The sequence below is a fragment of the Enterobacter cloacae complex sp. P18RS genome (assembly GCF_014982105.1).
In the GTDB taxonomy this organism is placed as follows: domain Bacteria; phylum Pseudomonadota; class Gammaproteobacteria; order Enterobacterales; family Enterobacteriaceae; genus Enterobacter; species Enterobacter hormaechei_C.
This window is the reverse complement of sequence record NZ_JADCKV010000016.1, coordinates 87,948-111,005: the sequence shown is the minus strand read 5'-3', so window position 1 is coordinate 111,005 and position 23,058 is coordinate 87,948. Positions and strand designations below refer to the sequence as shown.

Here is a 23,058-nt window from a genome sequence, read left to right as displayed (position 1 = left end):
AATGGTCGAAACCTTACTGGAAGTACGTAACCTGAGTAAGACCTTTCGCTATCGCACCGGCCTGTTTCACCGTCAGACCGTCGAGGCTGTTAAACCCCTGAGCTTTACGCTGCGCGAAAAGCAGACGCTGGCGATTATCGGTGAAAACGGCTCGGGCAAATCGACCCTGGCAAAAATGCTCGCGGGTATGGTCGAGCCGAGCGGCGGTGAAATACTGATTGACGATCATCCTCTGGAATTTGGGGACTACTCTTTTCGCAGTCAGCGCATCCGGATGATTTTTCAGGATCCGTCGACGTCCCTGAACCCGCGCCAGCGTATTTCCCAGATTCTGGATTTCCCGCTGCGGTTGAATACCGACCTGGAGCCGGAAGCGCGTCGCAAACGGATTGTCGAAACCCTGCGTCTGGTAGGCCTCCTGCCCGACCATGTCAGCTATTACCCGCACATGCTGGCCCCGGGCCAAAAACAGCGTCTCGGTCTGGCCCGCGCGCTGATCCTGCGCCCGAAGGTCATCATCGCCGACGAAGCGCTGGCGTCGCTGGATATGTCGATGCGTTCGCAGCTCATTAACCTGATGCTGGAGTTACAGGAAAAACAGGGGATCTCGTATATCTACGTGACTCAGCACCTGGGCATGATGAAGCACATCAGCGATCAGGTGCTGGTGATGCACCAGGGAGAAGTTGTCGAGCGCGGCAGTACCGCTGACGTACTGGCCTCCCCGCTCCACGATCTGACAAAACGCCTGATTGCCGGCCACTTTGGTGAAGCGTTGACGGCGGACGCGTGGCGTAAAGATCGTTAGCCGCTGCGTAACCCGCTTGCCAGCAGAGTAAACACCTCTATGGCATGCGGGAGGGTCTTCTGCGGTTCTTCACTCGCGGCAATCAGCAGAGCCGCATTCAGAGCAGCGCCATTCAGCAGATGGGCTGCGACTCTGGCATCCATCTTTTTGATTACGTTGCACTCCATCATTTTTTCGATGGTCTGACGGGTCGACTCAAGGCAGCTGTTCTGGCTGGGCCATTGCGCCGGGTCGCCCAGAACAGCCGGGCCGTCAAGGAGGACGATACGCTGAACTTCCGGAACGAGCGCCATTTTGATATAGGCGATGCCCTCCGCCAGCAGTCGCTCCCAGTCATCTTCGGCGGCGGCGGCAATCGCTTTTGCGTTTGCTGCCATTTCGCTGTCTATCTGCGCGACCACCGCCGCCAGTAGTCCCTTCTTGTCGTTGAAATTATGATATAGCGCGCCGCGTGTTAACCCCACGCTTGCCGTGAGTTCATCCATTGACGCTGCGGCATAGCCTTTTTCAGCAAATGCCTTTCGCGCCGCCTGAATCATTTTCTCGCGATTTTCCTGGGCCGTTTCAGCGCGACGTTTTGTAGCCATGGGACTTCCTTAATTAAGCGATAACTATAATTTGACATACGCGACGTATGTGAATTACATTTTTCACATACATCGCGTATGTTACTTCTACCGCGTAAGCACAACAATACCTCTGACAGAAAAGGAAAAGCCATGCCTTCACGTGATCCCGTCTTCCCGGCTAACCGACATGCCCTTTATGAAGAGCATGGCTATTCAGCTGCAATTCGCTCTGGCGATCTGTTATTTGTTTCCGGTCAGGTTGGCAGCCGCAGCGATGGCACACCTGAACCCGACTTCCCCGCTCAGGTGCAGCTGGCGTTCGATAATTTACGGGCGATCCTGGCAGCCGCGGGATGTACTTTTGACGATCTGATTGATGTCACGACGTTTCATACCGATCCTGAAAACCAGTTCCCCGTTATCATGGAGGCGAAAAAACTGGCATTTCCCCACGCTCCTTACCCAAACTGGACAGCAATAGGCGTTAACTGGCTTGCGGGTTTTGATTTCGAAATTAAGGTTATCGCCAGAATCCCCTCGTCAGCGAATTAAGATCCGGCTGTATAAGCGTGAAGCTCCGGGCAGTCTCTGGTTGGATGAGGCGAACCCCGCGTGCGGTGATATACTGCTGGGATACACACGAAACAGCCTGATGAAGAGACAGTTCGACCTCTTCCGTGAGCCCATTCACGGCGCAGGAGCGAGAAATATCGTGACACAAGGGGCTGTGAGTGGGCTATAATTTCGAGCTAATTTCGAATGATTTTGAAATACTGCCTGTAACGCTATGAATTACAAGGCAAAATAAGCAATGAATATAAGGATTAAAGCTATGGGTTTTCTTTCCGGTAAGCGCATTCTGGTGACTGGCGTTGCCAGCAAACTGTCCATCGCATACGGCATCGCACAGGCAATGCATCGCGAAGGCGCTGAGCTGGCGTTCACCTACCAGAACGACAAGCTGAAAGGCCGTGTTGAAGAATTTGCCGCGCAGCTGGGTTCCAGCATTGTTCTGGAATGTGACGTTGCACAAGACGAAAGCATTGATGGCATGTTTGCTGAACTGGCAAAAGCATGGCCGAAATTCGACGGTTTTGTTCACTCCATCGGCTTCGCTCCTGGCGACCAGCTGGACGGCGACTACGTGAACGCGGTTACCCGTGATGGCTTCAAAATCGCCCACGACATCAGCTCCTACAGCTTCGTTGCAATGGCAAAATCCTGCCGCGCGATGCTGAACCCGGGCGCAGCCCTGCTGACTCTGTCCTACCTCGGCGCAGAACGTGCTATCCCTAACTACAACGTTATGGGTCTGGCGAAAGCATCTCTGGAAGCCAACGTGCGCTACATGGCGAACGCGATGGGTCCTGAAGGCGTGCGTGTTAACGCTATTTCTGCGGGTCCAATCCGTACCCTGGCAGCTTCCGGTATCAAAGATTTCCGTAAAATGCTGGCACACTGCGAAGCGGTTACCCCGATTCGTCGTACCGTTACCATCGAAGATGTGGGTAACTCTGCGGCATTCCTGTGCTCTGACCTTTCCGCGGGCATCTCCGGCGAAGTGGTTCACGTTGACGGCGGCTTCAACATCGCTGCAATGAACGAGCTGGAAATCAAATAAGCTTGTCACTCTCTTCCCGCCAGGGAAGAGAGTTTCCTCCCGCCCCGCCCCTCGTTATTCCGTTCAGCTATTTGTTATCACCTAACAATATTTTTCCCCTCATCCGCCTTACGCCAGGATATTGATCGCCATTTTGAGATCAAGGAACGCCCATGGAACAACGCCGTTTTTCCGGCAAAGGCCACTGGTATCATGAAACCCAGTCGAATCATTCGCAGACGGACGTTCTGCCGCTGGTGCCCGAAGCCGCTAACGTCGACGACCGTTTTTTGCTCGATCTAGCCCTGCCCGATGACATTCTCGCAAGCTGTGCTGGTTGGCTTACGCATGCCCGAACCCTCTGTCATCTTTTGTTCCCACTTGATACTCCCGTGAACCGTCTGCATACGCTCAGCGCCTACGACAGGCTGAGCACGGCATTAACGGTTGCTCAGGCGTGTGGCGTTCAGCGGCTCTGTAACCACTACGCTGCTCTGCTCGCCCCTCTTCCGGGGCCGGACTCCTCCCGGGAAAGCAATCGACGCCTTGCAGAAATTACCCAGTATGCCCGCCAGTTAGCCAGCTCACCCGATGTCATCGATGATAAAGCCCAAAACCAGCTTGATGAGGTTGGACTCACAACGTATGACATTGTGCTCATCAACCAGATCATCGGCTTTGTCGGTTTTCAGGCGCGAGTGGTCGCGGTATTTCAGGCATTGCTTGGCCATCCGGTACGCTGGCTGCCCGGGCATCACATTCAGCCCCATACGCTGCCGGTCAGCTTCAGCAGATGGACCGCCACGCTACCCCCGGTTGAGCTAAAATATGCCAGTGCGCTTCAGCTTGAGGCGCTCTCACGCTGGCAGGCGGAACCGGCGCTTGAAGCGCTTACTCCTGTGCTGTGTCATGAGCCGATGCTGCTTGATCTGACGGGCGAAATTCTGCTTAACCATCCGCGAAGTGAAGGCCCCGCGTCTTCGATGCTCTCAGCCGCTCGTGCGCTGCTTGTCGCCTCTCCGGATCGCTTTAGCGCCGCCCAGTTAACGCCCCTGACCGGGTCAGGTCTCTCGCCAGAGAAGGCCATCAACCTGCTTACCCGAGATGCATTTTATGGCTGGCTGGACCGTCTGCGCGTGGCGCTCGGCAAAGAGGAATAACCATACTCTTTACCTAAAGAGCGCTTGCTGTAGCAGTGAGATTCGCGTAAAACTGTCAGCCGCTCAATGGCTACGAAAATAGAACATTATGTTTCAGGACAACCCGCTGCTAGCGCAGCTTAAACAGCAACTGCATTCCCAGACGCCGCGTGCAGAAGGGGTCGTAAAAGCCACGGAAAAGGGCTTTGGCTTTCTTGAAGTTGACGGGCAGAAGAGCTACTTCATTCCGCCTCCTCAGATGAAGAAAGTGATGCATGGCGACCGCATTTCGGCCGTTATTCATACCGAAAAGGAACGAGAGTCTGCCGAGCCGGAAGCACTGATCGAACCTTTCCTGACCCGCTTTGTCGGGAAAGTGCATAAAAAAGACGATCGTCTTTCTGTCGTGCCGGACCATCCTCTCCTGAAAGATGCTATTCCGTGCCGCGCCGCGCGTGGCGTTGAGCATGATTTTGTTGAGGGTGACTGGGCGGTTGCTGAGATGCGCCGTCATCCTTTAAAAGGCGATCGCGGTTTCTACGCCGAGCTTACCCAATACATTACCTTCGGCGACGACCATTTCGTCCCATGGTGGGTGACGCTGGCGCGCCACAACCTCGAAAAAGAAGCGCCTGAGGGCGTGGCGACTGAAATGCAGGACGAAGGTCTGGAACGTCGCGATCTGACGGCGCTGGACTTTGTCACCATTGACAGCGCCAGCACCGAGGATATGGACGATGCGCTGTATGCCGAAGAGACAGCCGATGGCAAACTGCATCTGACCGTCGCCATTGCCGACCCTACCGCATGGATTGTCGAAGGCAGCAAGCTGGACGAGATGGCCAAAGTGCGCTCGTTCACCAACTACCTGCCGGGTTTTAACATTCCGATGTTGCCGCGTGAACTCTCCGACGATCTTTGCTCGCTGCGTGCGCACAAAGTACGTCCGGTGCTGGCCTGTCGGATGACCATTGCGGCTCACGGTACCATTGAAGAAGATATTGAATTCTTCGCCGCCACCATCGAATCCAAAGCCAAGCTGGCCTATGACGACGTGTCCGACTGGCTGGAGAACACGGGCAGCTGGAAACCCGAGTCCGACAACATTGCCGCACAAATTCGTCTGCTGCACCGCGTCTGCCTGAGCCGCAGCGAATGGCGTCAAACTCACGCGCTGGTCTTCAAAGATCGTCCGGACTACCGTTTTGTGCTGGGTGAAAAAGGTGAAGTGCTGAATATCGTCGCTGAGCCGCGCCGTATTGCCAACCGCATCGTTGAAGAAGCGATGATATCCGCCAACATTTGTGCCGCCCGCGTGCTGCGCGACAAATTAGGCTTTGGCATTTACAACGTGCACACCGGGTTTGATCCGGCGAACACCGAAGCGCTGGCTGCCCTGCTGAAAACCCATGACGTACATGTCGATCCTGAGGAAGTGCTGACCCTGCAAGGTTTCTGCAAACTGCGCCGCGAGCTGGACGCACAGCCGTCAGGGTTCCTTGACAGCCGTATTCGCCGCTTCCAGTCCTTTGCGGAAATCAGCACCGAGCCAGGCCCGCACTACGGCCTTGGCCTTGAGGCTTACGCGACCTGGACCTCCCCGATCCGTAAGTACGGCGACATGGTTAACCATCGTCTGCTGAAAGCGATCATCAAAGGGGAATCTGTTGCCCGCCCACAGGATGATACGACGTTGCAGATGGCAGAACGTCGCCGTCTCAACCGTATGGCGGAGCGTGATGTCGGCGACTGGTTATACGCGCGCTTCCTGAATGATAAGGCAGGGACTGACACCCGTTTCCCGGCTGAAATCATTGACATCAGCCGCGGCGGTATGCGCGTTCGTCTGGTGGATAATGGCGCCGTTGCCTTTATTCCTGCCCCGTTCCTGCATGCCGTTCGCGACGAACTGGTTTGTAGCCAGGAAAACGGGACCGTGCAAATTAAAGGCGAAACGGTTTACAAGGTCACTGACGTGATTGATGTCACCATCGCTGAAGTGCGCATGGAAACCCGCAGTATTATCGCGCGCCCTGTCGCCTGATAACCGCGTAAACTTCCGGCCGTTCCGTTAAGGGGTGGCCGGGAGTTCTCTTCTGTATTATCTCCCGCAAAATCATCGTTTTTTCTCACACTTTTCTGTTTCCCATCGCCACATTTCGCCAGAATTATCTACAGTAAAAGAGAGCCGTCATTGTCGACTGCAAATGAATAATTTGTGCGCTACTCAGCAGCCGCGGGAGAAAACGTGATGGACGATCTGGAGCAGAATTTGCTGTTTCGTTACATGGGTACGCATAGCCCCTGGTGGCGACTGACAGCAGACAGCAATGCTCTGCATCTTGCTGCCAGTGAAAGCGCTGACATCATTCAGGTGGTGGCGCTGGATGATGAGCAGGCCGCGCTGATCCGCCAGCTCACCGTGATAACCTCCAGCATTGCCATGACCCTGCCCTTGTACGGTGTGGACGTTCCCGTTCATCTTGTCGGCCGTAAAATTAACAAAAATGAGTGGGCAGGAACGGCATCAGCCTGGAACGATACCCCTTCCGTGGCGCGCGACCTGGCGCAGGGGCTCTCCTTCGCCGAACAGGTGGTTTCCGAGGCTAACTCCGTGATTGTGATCCTCGACCAGAACGGGAATATTCAGCGCTTCAACCGTTTAAGTGAAGAATATACGGGCCTGAAGGAACAGGAAGTTATCGGGCAAAACGTGTTCAAACTGTTTATGAGTCGTAGCGAAGCCGCGGCCTCCAAACGCAACATCACCGGTTTTTTTCGTAACGGCAGCTCGTACGAAGTTGAACGCTGGATCAAGACCCGCAAAGGGCAGCGCCTGTTTCTCTTCAGAAATAAATTTGTTCACAGCGGCAGCGGGAAAAATGAAATCTTCCTCATCTGTTCAGGTACCGATATAACCGAAGAGCGTCGGGCCCAGGAGCGCCTGCGCGTACTCGCCAATACGGATACGATTACCGGTTTGCCTAACCGAAACGCCATCCTTGAGCTGATCTCTGATGCCATCACCGCTCGGGGTGACACCCAGGTAGGCGTGGTTTATCTCGATCTGGATAACTTTAAAAAAGTGAACGATGCCTATGGGCATATGTTTGGCGACCAGCTGCTACAGGCCGTTGCGCTGGCGATCCTGAGCTGCCTGGACGAAGGACAAACCCTGGCGCGCCTGGGTGGGGATGAATTTATCGTGCTAGCCACCGATACCTCGCAGGGCGCGCTGGAAGCCATGGCATCGCGCATACTGACCCGACTTCGTCAGCCTTTCCGCATTGGGCTGATAGAGGTTTACACCGGCTGCTCGCTGGGCATCGCGCTTGCGCCCCAGCACGGTAACGATCGCGAAAGCGTCATTCGTAATGCCGACACCGCCATGTACACCGCCAAAGAAAATGGCCGGGGCAAATTCTGCGTCTTCTCGCCAGAGATGAACCAGCGCGTATTTGAATACCTGTGGCTGGATACCAACCTGCGTAAAGCGCTGGATAACGATCAGCTGTTAATCCACTACCAACCCAAAATAACCTGGCGCGGCGAAGTCAGAAGTCTGGAGGCGCTGGTGCGCTGGCAGTCGCCAGAGCGTGGCCTGATCCCGCCGATGGAGTTTATCTCCTATGCTGAGGAGTCAGGGCTGATTGTGCCCCTGGGCCGCTGGGTTATGCTTGATGTGGTGCGCCAGGTGGCAAAATGGCGCGACAAGGGGATCAACCTTCGCGTCGCGGTCAACGTCTCCGCCCGTCAGCTGGCGGACCAGACCATCTTCAGCGACCTGAAGCAGGCGCTGAAAGACCTGAGTTTTGAATACTGCCCGATTGACGTGGAATTGACCGAAAGCTGTCTCATTGAAAATGAAGAGCTGGCCCTGTCAGTGATCCAGCAATTTAGCCGCCTGGGAGCGCAAATTCACCTGGATGACTTTGGTACGGGGTACTCTTCCCTGTCGCAGCTGGCGCGCTTCCCTATCGATGCCATTAAGCTTGACCAGGCTTTCGTGCGGGACATCCATAAGCAGTCCATTTCACAGTCGCTGGTGCGTGCGATAGTCGCCGTGGCGCAGGCATTAAATTTGCAGGTCATTGCTGAAGGGGTGGAAAGTGCAAAAGAAGACGCCTTTCTGACGAAGAATGGCGTCAACGAACGGCAGGGTTATCTTTTTGCTAAGCCCATGCCCGCTGCCGCATTCGAGCGATGGCTAAAGCGCTATCAGGCCAGAAATGTCCGTTAGCTGGCTTTGCGTAAGCCCGTCGCCTGATGGCGATTTTGCAGCATAACCAGCCGCTCCATGTAGGCGATATCCTTCGGTTCAAGGCAGAAGGCGGCATCAACCCAATCCTCAGTAATGTCCATCAGCTCGCTTCGTGGAAGTGGCAGCACGCGCGTACGCGCACGCAGCATGGCCCTTACGCCGTTGAGCTTCGGCTGTAGCGTGTCGATAAACGTCCGCACCGAAACATAGCTCTGTAACGGCTCGAATAAGAGATCCACAAGACCATACTGCTCATACCATTCCGCCGTATGCGTCTCACCTTTGTAGATCAGCGCCTCCGCCATTTTCATGCCGGCGCGACGCGCCACCAGTGAATAGCCGCCCATGCCCGGGAACAGATTGAACGCGATTTCCGGAAAGCCTAATCGGGCATCGCGCTGGGCCAGAATGAAATGATGCGCCAGCGCGGCTTCAAACCCGCCCCCTAACGCGCTTCCTTCCACCATAGCCAGCGTGACAGCACCGGTATCAAACCCTCGCGAGGCGGCATGAACGCAGTCCACACAGGCCCGGGCATAGGCGCGTAACGCTTCGCGTCGGTTGTTTTTGATGCACTCAACGAAGAACTGTAAATCACCGCCGGTATTGTAGATGTCGGGGACCAGCGATCCGGTGACCCAAAAATCAACGACAAATCCGGACTGTCGAACCAGCCAGGAGAGATTCATGATCTCCTCGATCAGCGCATGATTGAAGCAAGGCCGTGGCGTGGCACGTAACATCATCCACACCGTACGCCGTTCGGCCTCATAATAAGCCGCCAGTTGAGTGAATCGTTCAGCATCAGTAAACAATGTGCAGGTTGTCTGGTTGATAACTGTCATAGTCGAATTCCTCTTATAAAAAAGCGCGTTGCGCGCAGTTTTAGACTAATCCACCCCTACAACCCGCAGCATACGGGGGCCAAATTTATCACTTTCATTTATGAACTTTGGTTATTGCATTTTTTACCTTCTCTTTTGAATCAATTTTCTGCATCATTGATAATATTAACTTTTCGCTTCAGGGTGAGCTTATGTCTAACATTGATGCAACAGCCGTGGCACAGCGTATTGATACTGTGCTGGATATTCTTGTCGCAGGCGATTATCACTCTGCTATCCGTAACCTTGAAATCCTCAAGTCTGAACTGCTGGCTGAGAACGGCGCTGATAACGCTCCAGAATCCACTCAACCTAAAGCCCCGTGGGAAGTGTAGCCACGTCGTTTCCGCCCTTGCCTTTTAAATGGATGCTATGAATTCCCGACAACAAATCATTTTGCAGATGGTGATCGATCAGGGACGCGTAAGCGTGGTCGATCTCGCTAAAGCCACCGGCGTTTCTGAAGTCACCATTCGTCAGGATCTGAATCTGCTGGAAAAACAGAGCTACCTGCGGCGTGCGCACGGATATGCCGTTCCACTGGACAGCGACGACGTCGAAACCCGCATGATGAACAATTATGCGCTCAAGCGGGAGCTGGCGGAGTTTGCTGCATCCTTAGTGAATAACGGTGAGACCGTCTTTATTGAAAATGGCAGCAGTAACGCCCTTCTGGCGCGCACGCTCGCCGATCAAAAAGACGTTACCATCATCACCGTAAGCAGCTATATCGCCCATCTGTTGAAGGAAACTCAGTGCGAGGTGATACTGCTGGGCGGCATTTACCAGAAGAAAAGCGAAAGCATGGTGGGGCCATTAACGCGTCAATATGTTCAGCAGGTTCACTTCAGTAAGGCATTCATTGGTATTGACGGCTGGCAGCCCGACACCGGCTTTACCGGTCGCGACATGATGCGTACAGACGTGGTTAACGCAGTGCTCGCCAAAGAGTGTGAAGCGATAGTGCTGACCGACAGCTCTAAGTTTGGCGCCGTACACCCTTATACGATGGGTCCGGCTTCACGCTTCAGCCGTGTGATTACGGATGAGCGTTTGCGCGATGAATATCGCCAGCAATTAGAACAAGACGGCCTGACTGTCGATATCGTGAAAAAAACGGCCTGATTATCCTGCTGCGCCCGAATAATGGGCGCACTTAAACCTTTCTCTGAGAGTATTCTGACCCTGCCTTTAAGAGTTTTTACCTGTTGAAACCGTTCTAAACACGTAAAATTAATATTAGCGATATAACAGGAAGTGACTATCACCTGCGTGATGATGAAACACCTGCGCGACCAGCTTTCACGGGAACAGAATTTAAGTATGGATATTGTCTATACTTAAAGTGCATTCCTTTCCGTGAATCGATAATTCAGGAGAAAGTATTATGACCTTTACCAGCAAAAAATTAGCCGCCGCTGTTCTGGCAATCACTGTAGCAATGTCCCTGAGCGCTTGCTCTAACTGGTCTAAACGTGACCGTAACACCGCGATTGGTGCCGGTGCTGGTGCGCTTGGTGGTGCAGTATTAACGGATGGTAGTACGCTGGGTACATTAGGTGGTGCTGCCGTAGGTGGTGTTATCGGTCACCAGGTGGGCAAATAATCACCATAACGGCTCTCTCCGGTATAATAATATATTTTGTATTTTCAGGTCTGACTTACGCACGTAAAAAAAAGAGCCACGGCAATGTCCGTGGCTCATTTATTTTAGCCGCCCGCCAGTTTAACTTTCATTCCTTTGGCTTCCAGCAGCGTTTTAATTAAATCCCGTTTATCACCCTGAATCTCAATAATGCCGTCTTTTACTGCCCCACCGCATCCGCACTTCTTTTTAAGTTCAGCGGCGAGCTTTACCAGGTCTGCATCATCCAGATCAATGCCAGTGACAAGGCAAACCCCTTTACCTTTCCTGCCGCTGGTCTGCCGCTGAATTCGCACGATACCATCGCCTTTCGGACGTTCAGCTTTCTCTTTTGGCTCTTCAATGCGCCCGGTATCCGTTGAATAGACCAGACGACTGTTGGCGTCACGCATTATGCCCCCTTTTTCAGTGATGCATTAATCGCTTTCAGGGTCTCTGCCGGATGAGCGGATTGCGTCACCGGGCGACCAATCACCATATAGTCTACACCCGCGCTCAGCGCCTGCTCTGGCGTCATGATGCGTCGCTGATCCCCAGACTCGCTGCCTGCCGGACGGATGCCTGGCGTTACCAGTTTAAAGTCGCGGCCTAGCTCAGCTTTGAAGCGAACCGCCTCCTGAGCCGAACAGACCACGCCATCGAGACCACACTGTTGCGTGAGGCGCGCCAGACGCTCCGCGTGTTCGGCAGGTGACAACGTCACACCCAGGTCGCGCAGGTCGGATTCATCCATACTGGTCAGCACGGTGACGGCGATCAGAAGCGGAGCGTCATTGCCAAACGGCACCAGCGCTTCGCGCGCAGCCGTCATCATGCGTGCCCCGCCGGATGCATGAACGTTAACCATCCACACGCCCAGTTCAGCCGCCGCAGCTACGGCGTGCGCAGTGGTATTTGGAATATCATGGAATTTCAGGTCGAGGAAAACGTCGAAGCCACGCTGGTGCAGATCGCGGACGATTTGTGGGCCGAACAGCGTAAACATCTCTTTGCCTACTTTCAGACGGCAATCGCGGGGATCAATGCCATCAACAAAGGCCAGTGCGGCGTCACGGTTATTGTAATCCAGAGCGACAACTACGGGAGAATCGGTAACTACGCGGGAAGTGGAGGATGTAACAGACGTCATGACCAGCCCTTTTCGTCTATGGGCGCGCAGCGGCGCGGAACAGATAAACGGCGTGCATTCTACCTGCCCTCGGGGTAAATGAACAGAATCGAATGCTTTTCCTGCCGAACCCCAGACCGCTCGGTGCTGATGAAATTACTACAACCATTAGTATGTTGTAACTAAAATGAGGCGTTTTAAAAAATCACTGCCCGTCCAGACCTCGGATTGGCTTAATGGTGGACCACGCCCGGCAGGAAGGGCAATGCCAGTAAAGCGAATAGGCGGTGAAACCGCATTTCTGGCAGCGATAGCGCGGTTTGCTCCGCACCTGTTCACCCACCATGTCTCGCAGCACCATCAGGCTCTCTTTAGCGCGCCCTTCTTCTGCGTCATTAAGGTGGTAATCCATCAGCTTATGGAATACCCGCATGGTAGGATGACGCTGCAACTGACGGGTAATGTATACCTGGGCGGTATCACTCCCTTCGTGCTCTTCAACGACGTCGGACAGCATCAGTTCGGCTGTGGCACCGGTGTTTTCTTCAACGCAGCGACGCAGAAACGCAACCCACTCGTCCTGCTTACCTAACTGCTGATAGCAGGTTTGCAGCATTTCCAGCGTTTCGCTGACCAGCTCTTTGTCCTGATCGATAACGCGAAGCAGGCTCTCCACGGCTTTGGCGTAATCACCGTTAGCCATAAAGACCCGCCCCATCATGATCGAGATGCGCGCGCTGTTGCGATCGGCCGCAGCGCCTTTCTTTAACAATGCCATGGCTTTATCCATGTCATCGCTACCCATCTGCTGGAGAGCCAGCTCGCAATAGAAGTGGGCAATTTCGACGCGTTGTTTGTCTTTACCGAGTTTGACCAGCCGTTCGGCGGTATCAATCGCTTTTTGCCAGTCGCTGGTGGCCTGATAGATTTGCAGAAGCTGCTGAAGCGCACCGATACGGAAGTCCGTCTCATCCACCAGCTGAGAGAACATATCCTCGGCGCGATCGTAAAGCCCCGCGGCCATGTAATCCCGCCCAAGCTGCTGCACGGCCAGCAACCGTTGCTCATAGGTCAACGAAGCGCTTTCCATCAGGGTCTGGTGGATACGAATGGCACGGTCAACCTCTCCGCGCGAGCGGAACAGGTTTCCCAGGGTGAGATGCGCCTCAACGGTGCCGGTATCCTCTTTAAGCATGTCGAGGAACAGATCCACCGCTTTGTCCTGCTGATTGCTCAGCAGGAAGTTCACCCCCGCTACGTAGTCACGGGAGAGTCGGTTTGCTTCATCCTGTTTTGTTTGTTGCGCGCTTCTGCGGCCCATATACCAGCCATAGGCTGCGGCGACAGGCAAAAGCAGAAACAACAACTCCAGCATATTCGATTATTCCTTGACTACCGGCACACCAGAGCTCGCCGGAATGTCAGACGCAGGCGTAAGTTGATGTTCAAGTCGTTTAATTTTACGTTCAGCGCGAACAAGAGAAACACGAACCTTAAGCCAGAACAGGCCGCATACAAGCCAGCCGATGACAAAACCCGCCGCGAATAACACCGCCAGCAGGCTCGACACCCGGTACTCGCCCTGCGCCAGCAGATAGTTAAAACTTACCTGTTGATCGTTTTGCGCGCCCAATGTGACTGAAATGACAAAAATCGCCAACACCAGTAAGAAAATGAGTAAATATTTCACATGACTTCCCGTTATGTGGTTCGAGCGTATAAAGCGTGTTCAACTCACTGCAATCAGCCTTATAAGCTACCATTTTAGTGGCGGGCGCGAAATGGAAAAAGTAACGCGCCCTACATGGATTTATGGTCAAAATGCGGAATATCAACCTTCAGGTTCCGCCAGACTCCCTTTCGGCTATTTCTTCCTTCTCTTCCGGCGGCGGCGTCAATGGTCCACAAAAACGTTGTGCAAGCCAGGTCGCCAGCGTCACCAGTACCCACGAGATCAGCGTTGCCACCACCAAATCACGCGGCCAGTGCATCCCCAGCAGCATCCGGCTGCCCATTACGCCTGTCGCCCAGACCAGCAAAATCGCAATCGTGAGGGTACGCCGACGCGGCCACAGCAGTCCCACGCCAAGTAGCGCCCAGCTGGCAGCAAACATCGTATGCCCGGAAGGAAACGCAAAGCCGGTCTCTTTTTGCCAGTGTTTGCGTAAAAAGGTCGGGATATCCTGCTGTTCTGCAAGCTGCTCCTTTACCAACGCACCGCGATCTTTACGCTTTAAATTGTAGAACTCATCCACCGGAACATGATGCGTTTTTTCCAGCCAGACGACGAAAGGACGGGGTTCCTGCACACGATCCTTGACCCACGACTTCACCCCTTGCCCGATAAGTATGGCGCCGCCGAGAATAGCGAACAGTACCAGCGCCGCGCGAAGGCGAAAGCGCAGGCACCACAGGAACCAACCACAGAGCAGCACGTGCGTAATAATCCCCCACGGCTGGGTGACCGTCTCGGTTATCCAGTATAAGGCTTTCAGCCACGTCTCGTTTTGTCCGGGCTGCCACATCCAGCCGGAGAACCAAACGACCAGGGGTATAACGAGCAATACGGCGGCTCCTGCGGCCGTTCGTCTGGCAATTGAAAGCATGTCCTCTCCTTTTTCACTAAGCACCACAATCATAACTGAATTTCATCATTCTGGTGGATATGTCGGATTGTGCGTTTAACGTTTGTAAAGCGTGGTGGTGATTAGGTGAAGTTGCCGGGCTTGTGGCAAAATAGTCCGATACAGAAAGCATAATGGGGCAAAGGCACGAAACGTGTCAGCCTGGTCTGGAGAATCACATGCAGCTTAAACGTGTGGCAGAAGCCAAACTGCCAACCCCATGGGGCGATTTCCTGATGGTGGGTTTTGAAGAACTGGCAACCGGGCAAGATCACGTCGCCCTGGTGTTCGGCGACATTTCGGGGCAAACGCCGGTGCTGTCCCGCGTTCATTCAGAGTGTCTGACCGGTGACGCGCTGTTCAGCCTGCGCTGCGACTGCGGTTTTCAGCTTGAAGCCGCCCTTTCTCATATCGCAGAGGAAGGACGTGGCGTTCTGCTGTATCACCGTCAGGAAGGACGCAATATTGGCCTGCTGAATAAAATCCGCGCCTACGCGTTGCAGGATCAGGGCTACGATACCGTCGAAGCGAACCATCAGCTCGGCTTTGCTGCTGACGAGCGCGATTTCACCCTGTGCGCGGATATGTTCAAGCTGCTGGGCGTGGACGAAGTGCGTCTGTTGACCAATAACCCGAAAAAAGTGGAAATCCTCACTGAAGCGGGCATCAATATTGTGGAACGCGTACCGCTGATTGTCGGCCGCAACCCGAAAAACGCGCACTACCTCGATACCAAAGCTGCCAAAATGGGGCATCTGCTGAGCGAGTAAACGCAAAACGCCCGGCACATGTGCCGGGCGAGTTTGATCAGTCCAGCATCTTACGAATCACATAATGTAAAATGCCGTCGTTCTGGTAATAGGTCAGCTCTGTTGCCGTATCAATACGACACCGGCAATCCAGCACTTCTGTCGTTCCATCTGCGCGCGTTAACTTCACCGGAACGGTTTTACCCGGTTGCAGATTTTGCAGACCGCTGATATCAATCTGCTCTTCACCGGTCAAACCCAGCGTTTTACGCGTTACGCCCTGCGGAAACTCCAGCGGCAGGATCCCCATCCCGATCAGGTTTGAGCGGTGGATACGTTCAAAGGATTCGGCAATCACCACGCGAACCCCGAGCAGACGCGGACCTTTTGCCGCCCAGTCGCGACTGGAACCGGAGCCGTACTCTTTACCGGCAATAACGGCCAGCGGCGTACCCTGCTGCTGATACTTCATGGCTGCGTCATAAATTGAAATGACCTCTGTATCCGGCAGGTGGCGCGTCATACCCCCTTCCACGCCTGGGACCATTTCATTGCGAATGCGGATGTTGGCAAAGGTCCCGCGCATCATCACTTCGTGGTTACCGCGGCGCGAACCGTAGGAGTTGAAATCGCGACGTTCCACGCCACGACTTTGCAGATACCGACCTGCCGGACTGTCCGCCTTGATGCTACCCGCAGGGGAGATATGGTCGGTGGTGACGGAATCGCCCAGCATCGCCAGAATGCGCGCGCCGTGAATATCTTTCAGCGGTGCAGGCTCCGCCAGCATTTCGTCGAAGAATGGCGACAGGCGAATATAGGTGGAATCATCCTGCCAGTCATAGGTATCGGAACCCACCACGTCGATCGCTTTCCATTCCGCTGTGCCTTCGAACACTTCCGCATACTCTTTGCGGAACATCTCGGTGGAAACTTTCTCTACCGCGCGCGCAATTTCGCGCGATGATGGCCAGATGTCTTTCAGATAGACCGGTTCATTTTTGCGATCGTGACCAATCGGATCGGTCGCCAGGTTAATGTTCATGTTTCCGGCCAGCGCATAGGCTACAACCAGCGGCGGCGAGGCCAGCCAGTTGGTTTTCACCAGCGGATGAATACGCCCTTCAAAGTTTCGGTTACCGGAAAGTACCGCGCCAACGGTCAAATCCCCCTGCTTGATCGCCATTTCAATAGGTTCAGGCAGTGGACCAGAGTTACCGATGCAGGTCGTACAGCCGTAGCCCACCAGGTTAAAGCCCAGCTCGTCGAGGTAAGGCGTGAGTCTGGCCTGTGCCAGGTAATCGGATACCACTTTCGAACCAGGCGCCAGGGAGGCTTTAACCCAAGGCTGTGGCTTGAGCCCCAGCTCTACCGCTTTTTTTGCCAGCAGCCCGGCAGCCATTAACACACTCGGGTTGGACGTGTTGGTACAGGAAGTGATAGCGGCGATCACCACGGCGCCGTCAGGGAGCTGATACTGATGCCCGTTCAGAACATAGTCCACCGGACGGTGATCTTTTTGCGCGGCGTTAACCTCCAGCTCATTGCTGGCGGCAAAGGCTTTCGGAACGTTGCTCAGGGCGACGCGGTCCTGCGGACGTTTTGGCCCTGCGAGGCTTGCCTCAACGGTGCCCATATCCAGCTCCAGCGTACTGGTAAATACCGGCTCGTCACCCGGGTTACGCCACATGCCCTGCGCTTTGGTGTAGGCCTCAACGAGAGCCACCTGCTCCTCGCTGCGACCACTGAGGCGCATATACTCCAGCGTAACGCTATCAATCGGGAAAAAGCCGCAGGTCGCGCCATATTCCGGCGCCATGTTGGCGATGGTGGCCCGGTCCGCCAGCGGCAGTGAATCCAGACCATCGCCATAAAATTCAACGAATTTACCCACCACGCCATGCTTACGCAGCATCTGGGTGACCGTCAGAACCAGATCCGTGGCGGTAATGCCTTCGGACAATTTACCGGTCAGCTTAAAGCCCACCACATCGGGAATGAGCATTGATACCGGCTGGCCGAGCATGGCCGCTTCCGCTTCAATACCACCGACGCCCCAGCCCAGAACGCCAAGGCCGTTAATCATGGTGGTGTGTGAATCGGTGCCCACCAGCGTATCAGGGTAAGCCACCCACTCTTTATCCTGCAATTCACTCCAGACGGCTTTGCCAAGATATTCCAGGTTGACCTGGTGACAAATGCCGGTGCCCGGTGGAACAACGCTGAAGCGGCTGAACGCCTGCTGACCCCATTTCAGAAATACGTAGCGTTCATGGTTACGTTCCATCTCCAGACGGACGTTTTCGCCGAAAGCATCGTCGTCACCAAAGTGATCGACGGTGACGGAGTGGTCAATGACGAGGTCTACCGGGGACAAGGGGTTAACCTTAGCTGTATCGCCCCCGAGACGCTTTACGGCTTCACGCATGGCAGCTAAATCCACAACCGCTGGCACGCCGGTAAAATCCTGCATCAGCACCCTGGCCGGGCGATAGGCAATTTCTCTGTCTGCATGAGCATTTTTCAGCCACCCTGCCAGTGCCTGGATATCCTCCTCGGTAACCGAGTCGCCATCCTGCCAGCGCAAGAGGTTTTCCAGTAAGACTTTCAACGACTTGGGTAACCGCGAAATGTCCCCAAGCGTTCTGGCAGCCAGCGGTAAGCTGTAGTAGCGCCAGGTTTTATTTTCCGCCTGTAATGTGTCCTTACTGGCTTCGCGTAGGGTTAACGACATAAGCTCCTCCTTAAAAACAGGGATGTCCTGACAATCATCAGGGCTGTAATTAAAGATAACACAAAGATGTCGTAACGTTTTGATAACAACCCAAATTGATAAATTTAGGAATGGTCCAACGCGAGGGATAAAACAAAAAACCCCGCCGTGGCGAGGTTTTACGATTTAGTGCAGGGCCAGCCAGAGGAGCTGACACCAGAAGAGGATCGACGCTGAGAATACGCCGAGCCATGACCAGTATTTTACGGTTGTCATGTTATTCATCATAGGGACACCAGACTTTAATTATTTAAGGTTGCGAGGTCTGCCCTCGTTCTATATTGCTGATGTGTATTTATTAAGGAGTACAAAAGTGCACGGTCTATATTCAGACTATTTGCATCATTACGCAAAAATCAAAATTATTGTTTTTTGGGTTCGTCTTCCGCGAACACATCAATAAAGGCCTGCTGCTGCGGCGTCAGTTTCCAGGAAGCTGGCACGCTGGTTGCTGGCGCCTTACGGGCTTTGTGAGCATTGTCACGAAGCTGACACATCTCTTTTCTCGCTTCTGTACGCACCGTCATGACCATAATCAACCCCAGTAATTCCAGACAAGAAGAGCAACCACCACCCAGAACAAGGCAGAGCCAAGAAAGACCGCCAGCCAGGCTTTACGCTTAAGCGCGGGATCCCTTAGCGGTTCTTCACTTCCTGACGGCATTGCTAACCTCATACAATCGATATCGCTTATCATTTAGAGACCAAACAATTGGCACAAGTAATCATCTGATGAGATAAATCCTAAAGAAACTTTAGCCGAAAAGCCAGTGAATTTACGTATCTGAGCCCGGGAAAATTCAATCTTTTGACCAGAAATAAATAATTGAAAAGAATAATTTGCACAGCTGTAAATTAGTTTCTACTTTTGTCGCAAATTTGCGACAGTAAAACCATAGTCATCAAATGGGTTATGACGATATATGACAGTGGGCGTAGATGATGATAATTCTAATTCAGGTTTAAAGCGGAATGACGGTATCTTTCCGCAAGAGAAAGATACCGGGAGTGATTATTTGGCGGGAAGTTTAATGTCTTTAAACATCTCTTCGATGTCTTCATTGGAGCGTAACGCCACAGCTGTATCCACCACATCGCGCGTTAAATGTGGCGCAAAGCGTTGAATAAAATCATACATATAGCTGCGCAGGAACGTGCTGCGACGAAAACCTATCTTGGTGGTGCTGTGACTGAAAATATCATGCGCATCCAGACGCACCAGGTCCGGGTCTGAGACAGGATCCACCGCCATGCTGGCAATAACCCCAACGCCCAGGCCCAGACGCACATACGTTTTTATGACGTCCGCATCCGTCGCCGTAAAGACAATCCGTGGCGTTAATCCGGCGCGGTTAAACGCGGTGTCCAGTTCAGACCGGCCCGTAAAGCCGAACGTATAGGTCACCAGCGGGTATTGCGCCAGTTCTTCGATTGTCACTTCGTCCTTCCCCGCCAGCGGGTGATCCGGGGTCACGACAATAGAGCGGTTCCAGTGGTAGCACGGGAGCATGACCAGATCATCGTACAGATGGAGCGCTTCCGTCGCGATAGCGAAGTCTGCATTGCCTTTAGACACGGCCTCTGCGATTTGCGTCGGTGAGCCCTGATGCATATGCAGGGAAACGCGGGGATAGCGTTCTATGAAGCCTTTAATCACCCCGGGAAGCGCATAACGCGCCTGTGTATGCGTGGTGGCAATATACAGAGAGCCTTTATCCGGCCAGGTATGTTCCCCGGCGACGGATTTAATGGCGTCGACTTTGGAGAGCACTTCCCGTGCGATGCGTATGATTTCCTGTCCTGCCGGGGTGACCTGAGTCAGGTGCTTACCGCTGCGGGCAAATATCTGAATACCTAACTCATCCTCCAGCATACGCACCTGCTTACTGATGCCGGGCTGAGAGGTATAAAGACCTTCTGCGGTGGAAGAGACATTGAGGTTATGATTGACGACCTCAACGATATAGCGTAGCTGCTGTAATTTCATGCCAGACCATCCGATTTAGCGCATGCGTCAATCGCTTAAGACGATTTGATAATAAGAAACGGGTTAACTATAACCACTATATCATTTATAGCCAGGCTGTATAGTACGGAACAAAAAATAATAACTACGTAATAAAAAAGGGCCGGAAGTCCGGCCCTTTTACAGGTAAGTTACGGTAAGGGAAGATTATTTCTTGCCTTCAACCCATTTCCCGTCGACAAAGAAGGCTGACCATCCGGTCGCTTTGCCCTCTTTCTCTGCCGCCACGTACTGCTGCTTCGTTTTACGGCTGAAGCGCACCACGGTTTTGTTGCCTTCCGGATCCTGCTGTGGCGCATCGGCCAGGTAACGCAGTTTCTCCGGCAGACGGTCGCGGAAGCGGTACAGTTCTTCTACCAGCGGCGCACGGGTTTCGCGCGATTTCGGGAAGGTGTTGGCCGCCAGGAATACCCCGGCAGCGCCGTCACGCAGCACGAAATACGCGTCTGACTTCTCGCACGGCAGCTCAGGAAGCGGAACCGGATCTTCCTTTGGCGGCGCAACTTCACCGTTACGCAGGATCTTACGCGTGTTTTTACAGTCGTCGTTGGTGCATGCCATGTACTTACCGAAGCGTCCCATTTTCAGGTGCATTTCGGAACCACATTTCTCACACTCAACGATTGGACCGTCATAGCCCTTAATGCGGAACTCACCTTCTTCGATCTCATAACCATCACAGGTCGGGTTATTGCCACAAACGTGCAATTTGCGTTTGGGATCGATCAGGTAGCTGTCCATCGCCGTGCCGCATTTCTTACAGCGGCGTTTGGCGCGCAGTGCGTTGGTCTCCGCATCGTCACCTTCCAGCACGTTGAGAACTTCGTTCTCCGGCACGAGGTTGATGGTGGTTTTGCAACGCTCTTTCGGCGACAGTGCATAGCCAGAGCAACCGAGGAACACGCCCGTGGTCGCGGTACGGATCCCCATTTTACGGCCGCAGGTTGGGCAGTCGATGCTCGTCAGTACCATCTGGTTAGGCAGCATGCCGCCCTCTTCAGGATCTTTCTCGGCTTTCTCAAGCTGATTGGTAAAATCGCTGAAGAAGCTGTCGAGAACTTTCTTCCATTCTGCCTTATGGCTGGCAACCTCATCGAGGCTGTCTTCCATCTGCGCGGTGAAGTCATAGTTCATCAACTCACGGAAGTTCGCTTCCAGACGGTCGGTGACAATCTCACCCATTTTTTCAGCATAGAAACGACGGTTCTCGACGCGAACGTATCCACGATCCTGAATGGTCGAAATGATTGACGCATAGGTGGACGGGCGACCGATGCCGCGTTTTTCCAGCTCTTTCACCAGCGATGCTTCGCTGAAGCGCGCAGGTGGCTTGGTGAAGTGCTGAGCCGGGACCAGATCAACCAGCGACAGCTCGTCACCTTTGTTGACTGAAGGCAGCGTTCTGTCTTCATCACCTTTACGTAACGCTGGCATCACTTTTGTCCAGCCGTCGAAGCGCAGAATGCGGCCGCGCGCTTTCAGGCGGAAATCACCCGCGCCGACCGTCAGCGTGGTGGAGTCGTATTTCGCTGGCGTCATCTGGCAGGCTACGAACTGGCGCCAGATCAGCTGATACAGCTTCTGGGCGTCCGCTTCCATATCTTTCAGCGATTCAGCCAGAACAGAAACGTCAGAAGGACGAATCGCTTCGTGCGCTTCCTGAGAATTCTCTTTGCTGGCGTACTGATTAGGCCCGTCCGGCAGGTATTTCTTACCGAAGTTGTCCTCGATATAGCCACGCACCATGTTGACAGCGTCCTGGCTCAGGTTGGTGGAGTCAGTACGCATGTAGGTGATGTAACCCGCTTCATACAAGCGCTGGGCCATCATCATGGTTTTCTTCACGCCGTAACCCAGACGGGTACTTGCCGCCTGCTGGAGAGTTGACGTGATAAACGGTGCGCCAGGCTTGCTGCTGGTTGGTTTATCTTCACGATCCAGAACCTGATAACGCGCTTTTTCCAGCAGCGCCACGGCGGCCATGGTCTGATCGCGATTTTCAGGACGGAACGGTTTGTCGTTGTGATGGCTCACCTGCAACGGCAGCGCATCGCCGCCCGGCGTGGTGACATTCGCATCCACTTCCCAGAACTCTTCCGGGACGAACGCTTTGATCTCGCGTTCACGCTCAACAACAAGACGAACAGCCACAGACTGCACACGCCCCGCAGACAGGCCGCGAGCGACCTTTTTCCACAGCAACGGCGAGACCATGTAGCCTACAACGCGGTCCATAAAGCGACGCGCCTGCTGAGCGTTAACACGGTCGATATTCAGTTCACCCGGCTTTTCAAACGCCTGACGAATCGCATTCTTTGTAATTTCGTTGAACACTACACGGCTGTAGCGTTTGTCATCACCCCCGATCACTTCCCGCAGGTGCCATGCAATGGCCTCCCCTTCGCGGTCAAGGTCGGTTGCGAGATAAATGTGGTCTGCTTTTTCAGCAAGCTGTTTCAGCTCGTTAACGACTTTTTCTTTGCCTGGCAGCACTTCGTAATGTGCATCCCAGTTGTGCCATGGGTTAACACCCATGCGGTTGACAAGCGCGCTACGTTCATCCTTTTTAGGCTTTTTAGCCCCTTTGGTGGAGGTAGAGTCTGCGCTCTTTTTGCTGGCTGAGCCACTGGTCGGCAAATCGCGAATGTGACCAACGCTGGACTTAACCACGTAGTCATTGCCCAGATATTTATTGATCGTTTTGGCTTTTGCCGGGGACTCAACGATGACGAGAGCTTTACCCATATTCACCTTTACCTAATTTAATTCTTCCAGGAATACGCCGCACGTTGATTTCCCTTCCGCTGACGACGAGCCATTGATATTGCGACATCGTCAGGGGATATCAACCCCTATGTGTTACCGAACGTCA

Annotated in this window: 23 protein-coding genes; 10 read left to right on the top strand and 13 right to left on the bottom strand. The window is 53.8% G+C overall.

Going from position 1 to position 23,058, the window contains the following annotated elements; translation table 11 throughout:
- Window position 1 precedes the first annotated feature (1 nt).
- Window positions 2-808 (top strand): putrescine export ABC transporter ATP-binding protein SapF, encoded by an 807-nt coding sequence (sapF, locus tag INF61_RS12675; protein WP_003856838.1) that lies wholly within the window; start codon window positions 2-4, stop codon window positions 806-808.
- Here sapF and INF61_RS12670 read toward each other — a convergent pair.
- Window positions 805-1,395 (bottom strand): TetR/AcrR family transcriptional regulator, encoded by a 591-nt coding sequence (locus INF61_RS12670; RefSeq protein WP_023296707.1) that lies wholly within the window; start codon window positions 1,393-1,395, stop codon window positions 805-807. The two genes, sapF and INF61_RS12670, sit on opposite strands and share 4 nt — an antisense overlap.
- A gap of 132 nt (window positions 1,396-1,527) precedes the next feature.
- On the opposite strand from INF61_RS12670, the gene INF61_RS12665 reads away from it, so the two are divergent.
- The 5 genes from INF61_RS12665 to pdeR all read left to right on the top strand — a co-directional run bounded on the left by INF61_RS12665 (window position 1,528) and on the right by pdeR (window position 8,356).
- Window positions 1,528-1,929, top strand: coding sequence for a RidA family protein (locus INF61_RS12665; protein WP_023296708.1), 402 nt, complete (start codon window positions 1,528-1,530; stop codon window positions 1,927-1,929).
- A gap of 280 nt (window positions 1,930-2,209) precedes the next feature.
- Window positions 2,210-2,998, top strand: coding sequence for an enoyl-ACP reductase FabI (gene fabI / locus INF61_RS12660; RefSeq protein WP_003856831.1), 789 nt, complete (start codon window positions 2,210-2,212; stop codon window positions 2,996-2,998).
- A gap of 152 nt (window positions 2,999-3,150) precedes the next feature.
- Window positions 3,151-4,137 carry an oxidoreductase gene (locus INF61_RS12655; protein ID WP_033486860.1) on the top strand — a complete coding sequence of 329 codons (987 nt, stop codon included), beginning with the start codon at window positions 3,151-3,153 and terminating at the stop codon, window positions 4,135-4,137.
- Between the two features lie 88 nt (window positions 4,138-4,225).
- Window positions 4,226-6,160, top strand: coding sequence for an exoribonuclease II (locus tag INF61_RS12650; RefSeq protein ID WP_193547795.1), 1,935 nt, complete (start codon window positions 4,226-4,228; stop codon window positions 6,158-6,160).
- Window positions 6,161-6,364: 204 nt separating this feature from the next.
- The gene (pdeR, locus tag INF61_RS12645; RefSeq protein ID WP_193547837.1) at window positions 6,365-8,356 is read left to right on the top strand and encodes a cyclic di-GMP phosphodiesterase; all 1,992 of its coding nucleotides are present in this window, start codon (window positions 6,365-6,367) and stop codon (window positions 8,354-8,356) included.
- Here pdeR and INF61_RS12640 read toward each other — a convergent pair.
- Window positions 8,353-9,222, bottom strand: a complete 870-nt coding sequence (locus INF61_RS12640; RefSeq protein ID WP_017384209.1) for a crotonase/enoyl-CoA hydratase family protein — start codon at window positions 9,220-9,222, stop codon at window positions 8,353-8,355. The two genes, pdeR and INF61_RS12640, sit on opposite strands and share 4 nt — an antisense overlap.
- A 191-nt stretch (window positions 9,223-9,413) precedes the next feature.
- Between INF61_RS12640 and INF61_RS12635 the strand changes: the two genes are divergently transcribed.
- The 3 genes from INF61_RS12635 to osmB all read left to right on the top strand — a co-directional run bounded on the left by INF61_RS12635 (window position 9,414) and on the right by osmB (window position 10,867).
- Window positions 9,414-9,596 carry a hypothetical protein gene (locus INF61_RS12635; protein WP_003856825.1) on the top strand — a complete coding sequence of 61 codons (183 nt, stop codon included), beginning with the start codon at window positions 9,414-9,416 and terminating at the stop codon, window positions 9,594-9,596.
- 37 nt (window positions 9,597-9,633) lie between these two features.
- Window positions 9,634-10,386, top strand: coding sequence for a DNA-binding transcriptional regulator YciT (locus tag INF61_RS12630; protein ID WP_048247243.1), 753 nt, complete (start codon window positions 9,634-9,636; stop codon window positions 10,384-10,386).
- Window positions 10,387-10,648: 262 nt separating this feature from the next.
- On the top strand, window positions 10,649-10,867 hold the full coding sequence (gene osmB / locus INF61_RS12625) for an osmotically-inducible lipoprotein OsmB (protein ID WP_017384212.1): 219 nt from the start codon (window positions 10,649-10,651) through the stop codon (window positions 10,865-10,867).
- 104 nt (window positions 10,868-10,971) lie between these two features.
- Here osmB and yciH read toward each other — a convergent pair whose 3' ends face one another.
- From yciH to pgpB, 5 genes are all read right to left on the bottom strand, one after another.
- A complete protein-coding gene (gene yciH, locus INF61_RS12620; RefSeq protein ID WP_003856822.1) occupies window positions 10,972-11,298 on the bottom strand; it encodes a stress response translation initiation inhibitor YciH in 327 nt (108 codons plus the stop codon).
- Window positions 11,298-12,035, bottom strand: coding sequence for an orotidine-5'-phosphate decarboxylase (pyrF, locus tag INF61_RS12615; RefSeq protein WP_058700665.1), 738 nt, complete (start codon window positions 12,033-12,035; stop codon window positions 11,298-11,300). The genes yciH and pyrF overlap by 1 nt, the downstream gene beginning before the upstream one ends.
- A 184-nt stretch (window positions 12,036-12,219) precedes the next feature.
- Entirely contained in the window at window positions 12,220-13,389 is a 1,170-nt protein-coding gene (gene lapB / locus INF61_RS12610) for a lipopolysaccharide assembly protein LapB (protein ID WP_003856819.1), read from the bottom strand.
- Between the two features lie 6 nt (window positions 13,390-13,395).
- Window positions 13,396-13,704 (bottom strand): LapA family protein, encoded by a 309-nt coding sequence (locus INF61_RS12605; protein ID WP_003856817.1) that lies wholly within the window; start codon window positions 13,702-13,704, stop codon window positions 13,396-13,398.
- Between the two features lie 148 nt (window positions 13,705-13,852).
- Complete coding sequence (gene pgpB / locus INF61_RS12600) at window positions 13,853-14,620, bottom strand: phosphatidylglycerophosphatase B (protein ID WP_003856815.1); 768 nt, start codon at window positions 14,618-14,620, stop codon at window positions 13,853-13,855.
- Between the two features lie 197 nt (window positions 14,621-14,817).
- Here pgpB and ribA point away from each other — a divergent pair, with 197 nt between their 5' ends.
- Window positions 14,818-15,408 (top strand): GTP cyclohydrolase II, encoded by a 591-nt coding sequence (ribA, locus tag INF61_RS12595; RefSeq protein ID WP_003856813.1) that lies wholly within the window; start codon window positions 14,818-14,820, stop codon window positions 15,406-15,408.
- A 37-nt stretch (window positions 15,409-15,445) separates the two neighbouring features.
- Here ribA and acnA read toward each other — a convergent pair whose 3' ends face one another.
- From acnA to topA, 6 genes are all read right to left on the bottom strand, one after another.
- A complete protein-coding gene (acnA, locus tag INF61_RS12590; protein ID WP_017693321.1) occupies window positions 15,446-18,121 on the bottom strand; it encodes an aconitate hydratase AcnA in 2,676 nt (891 codons plus the stop codon).
- 165 nt (window positions 18,122-18,286) lie between these two features.
- Window positions 18,287-18,385: a small membrane protein YmiC gene (gene ymiC, locus INF61_RS22900; protein ID WP_032103392.1), complete on the bottom strand. Its 99-nt coding sequence runs from the start codon at window positions 18,383-18,385 to the stop codon at window positions 18,287-18,289.
- Window positions 18,386-18,522: 137 nt separating this feature from the next.
- Window positions 18,523-18,693 carry a hypothetical protein gene (locus INF61_RS12585; protein ID WP_006810843.1) on the bottom strand — a complete coding sequence of 57 codons (171 nt, stop codon included), beginning with the start codon at window positions 18,691-18,693 and terminating at the stop codon, window positions 18,523-18,525.
- A 2-nt stretch (window positions 18,694-18,695) separates the two neighbouring features.
- Window positions 18,696-18,836 carry a YmiA family putative membrane protein gene (locus tag INF61_RS12580; RefSeq protein ID WP_227413487.1) on the bottom strand — a complete coding sequence of 47 codons (141 nt, stop codon included), beginning with the start codon at window positions 18,834-18,836 and terminating at the stop codon, window positions 18,696-18,698.
- A 336-nt stretch (window positions 18,837-19,172) separates the two neighbouring features.
- The gene (cysB, locus tag INF61_RS12575) at window positions 19,173-20,147 is read right to left on the bottom strand and encodes an HTH-type transcriptional regulator CysB (protein ID WP_033486857.1); all 975 of its coding nucleotides are present in this window, start codon (window positions 20,145-20,147) and stop codon (window positions 19,173-19,175) included.
- A 186-nt stretch (window positions 20,148-20,333) separates the two neighbouring features.
- Window positions 20,334-22,931 (bottom strand): type I DNA topoisomerase, encoded by a 2,598-nt coding sequence (topA, locus tag INF61_RS12570; RefSeq protein WP_017384217.1) that lies wholly within the window; start codon window positions 22,929-22,931, stop codon window positions 20,334-20,336.
- Window positions 22,932-23,058: the final 127 nt, after the last annotated feature.

What these genes read in the sequence shown, in the direction of transcription:
- INF61_RS12665 (WP_023296708.1), top strand. Translation starts at nt 1,528, where the DNA reads ATGCCTTCACGTGATCCCGTCTTCCCGGCTAACCGACATGCCCTTTAT.
- yciH (WP_003856822.1), bottom strand. Translation starts at nt 11,298, where the DNA reads ATGCGTGACGCCAACAGTCGTCTGGTCTATTCAACGGATACCGGGCGC.
- INF61_RS12630 (WP_048247243.1), top strand. Translation starts at nt 9,634, where the DNA reads ATGAATTCCCGACAACAAATCATTTTGCAGATGGTGATCGATCAGGGA.
- pgpB (WP_003856815.1), bottom strand. Translation starts at nt 14,620, where the DNA reads ATGCTTTCAATTGCCAGACGAACGGCCGCAGGAGCCGCCGTATTGCTC.
- fabI (WP_003856831.1), top strand. Translation starts at nt 2,210, where the DNA reads ATGGGTTTTCTTTCCGGTAAGCGCATTCTGGTGACTGGCGTTGCCAGC.
- INF61_RS12640 (WP_017384209.1), bottom strand. Translation starts at nt 9,222, where the DNA reads ATGACAGTTATCAACCAGACAACCTGCACATTGTTTACTGATGCTGAA.
- ribA (WP_003856813.1), top strand. Translation starts at nt 14,818, where the DNA reads ATGCAGCTTAAACGTGTGGCAGAAGCCAAACTGCCAACCCCATGGGGC.
- topA (WP_017384217.1), bottom strand. Translation starts at nt 22,931, where the DNA reads ATGGGTAAAGCTCTCGTCATCGTTGAGTCCCCGGCAAAAGCCAAAACG.
- cysB (WP_033486857.1), bottom strand. Translation starts at nt 20,147, where the DNA reads ATGAAATTACAGCAGCTACGCTATATCGTTGAGGTCGTCAATCATAAC.
- lapB (WP_003856819.1), bottom strand. Translation starts at nt 13,389, where the DNA reads ATGCTGGAGTTGTTGTTTCTGCTTTTGCCTGTCGCCGCAGCCTATGGC.
- INF61_RS12650 (WP_193547795.1), top strand. Translation starts at nt 4,226, where the DNA reads ATGTTTCAGGACAACCCGCTGCTAGCGCAGCTTAAACAGCAACTGCAT.
- INF61_RS12670 (WP_023296707.1), bottom strand. Translation starts at nt 1,395, where the DNA reads ATGGCTACAAAACGTCGCGCTGAAACGGCCCAGGAAAATCGCGAGAAA.
- acnA (WP_017693321.1), bottom strand. Translation starts at nt 18,121, where the DNA reads ATGTCGTTAACCCTACGCGAAGCCAGTAAGGACACATTACAGGCGGAA.
- pyrF (WP_058700665.1), bottom strand. Translation starts at nt 12,035, where the DNA reads ATGACGTCTGTTACATCCTCCACTTCCCGCGTAGTTACCGATTCTCCC.
- INF61_RS12635 (WP_003856825.1), top strand. Translation starts at nt 9,414, where the DNA reads ATGTCTAACATTGATGCAACAGCCGTGGCACAGCGTATTGATACTGTG.
- ymiC (WP_032103392.1), bottom strand. Translation starts at nt 18,385, where the DNA reads ATGAATAACATGACAACCGTAAAATACTGGTCATGGCTCGGCGTATTC.
- sapF (WP_003856838.1), top strand. Translation starts at nt 2, where the DNA reads ATGGTCGAAACCTTACTGGAAGTACGTAACCTGAGTAAGACCTTTCGC.
- INF61_RS12655 (WP_033486860.1), top strand. Translation starts at nt 3,151, where the DNA reads ATGGAACAACGCCGTTTTTCCGGCAAAGGCCACTGGTATCATGAAACC.
- INF61_RS12585 (WP_006810843.1), bottom strand. Translation starts at nt 18,693, where the DNA reads ATGGTCATGACGGTGCGTACAGAAGCGAGAAAAGAGATGTGTCAGCTT.
- INF61_RS12580 (WP_227413487.1), bottom strand. Translation starts at nt 18,836, where the DNA reads ATGAGGTTAGCAATGCCGTCAGGAAGTGAAGAACCGCTAAGGGATCCC.
- osmB (WP_017384212.1), top strand. Translation starts at nt 10,649, where the DNA reads ATGACCTTTACCAGCAAAAAATTAGCCGCCGCTGTTCTGGCAATCACT.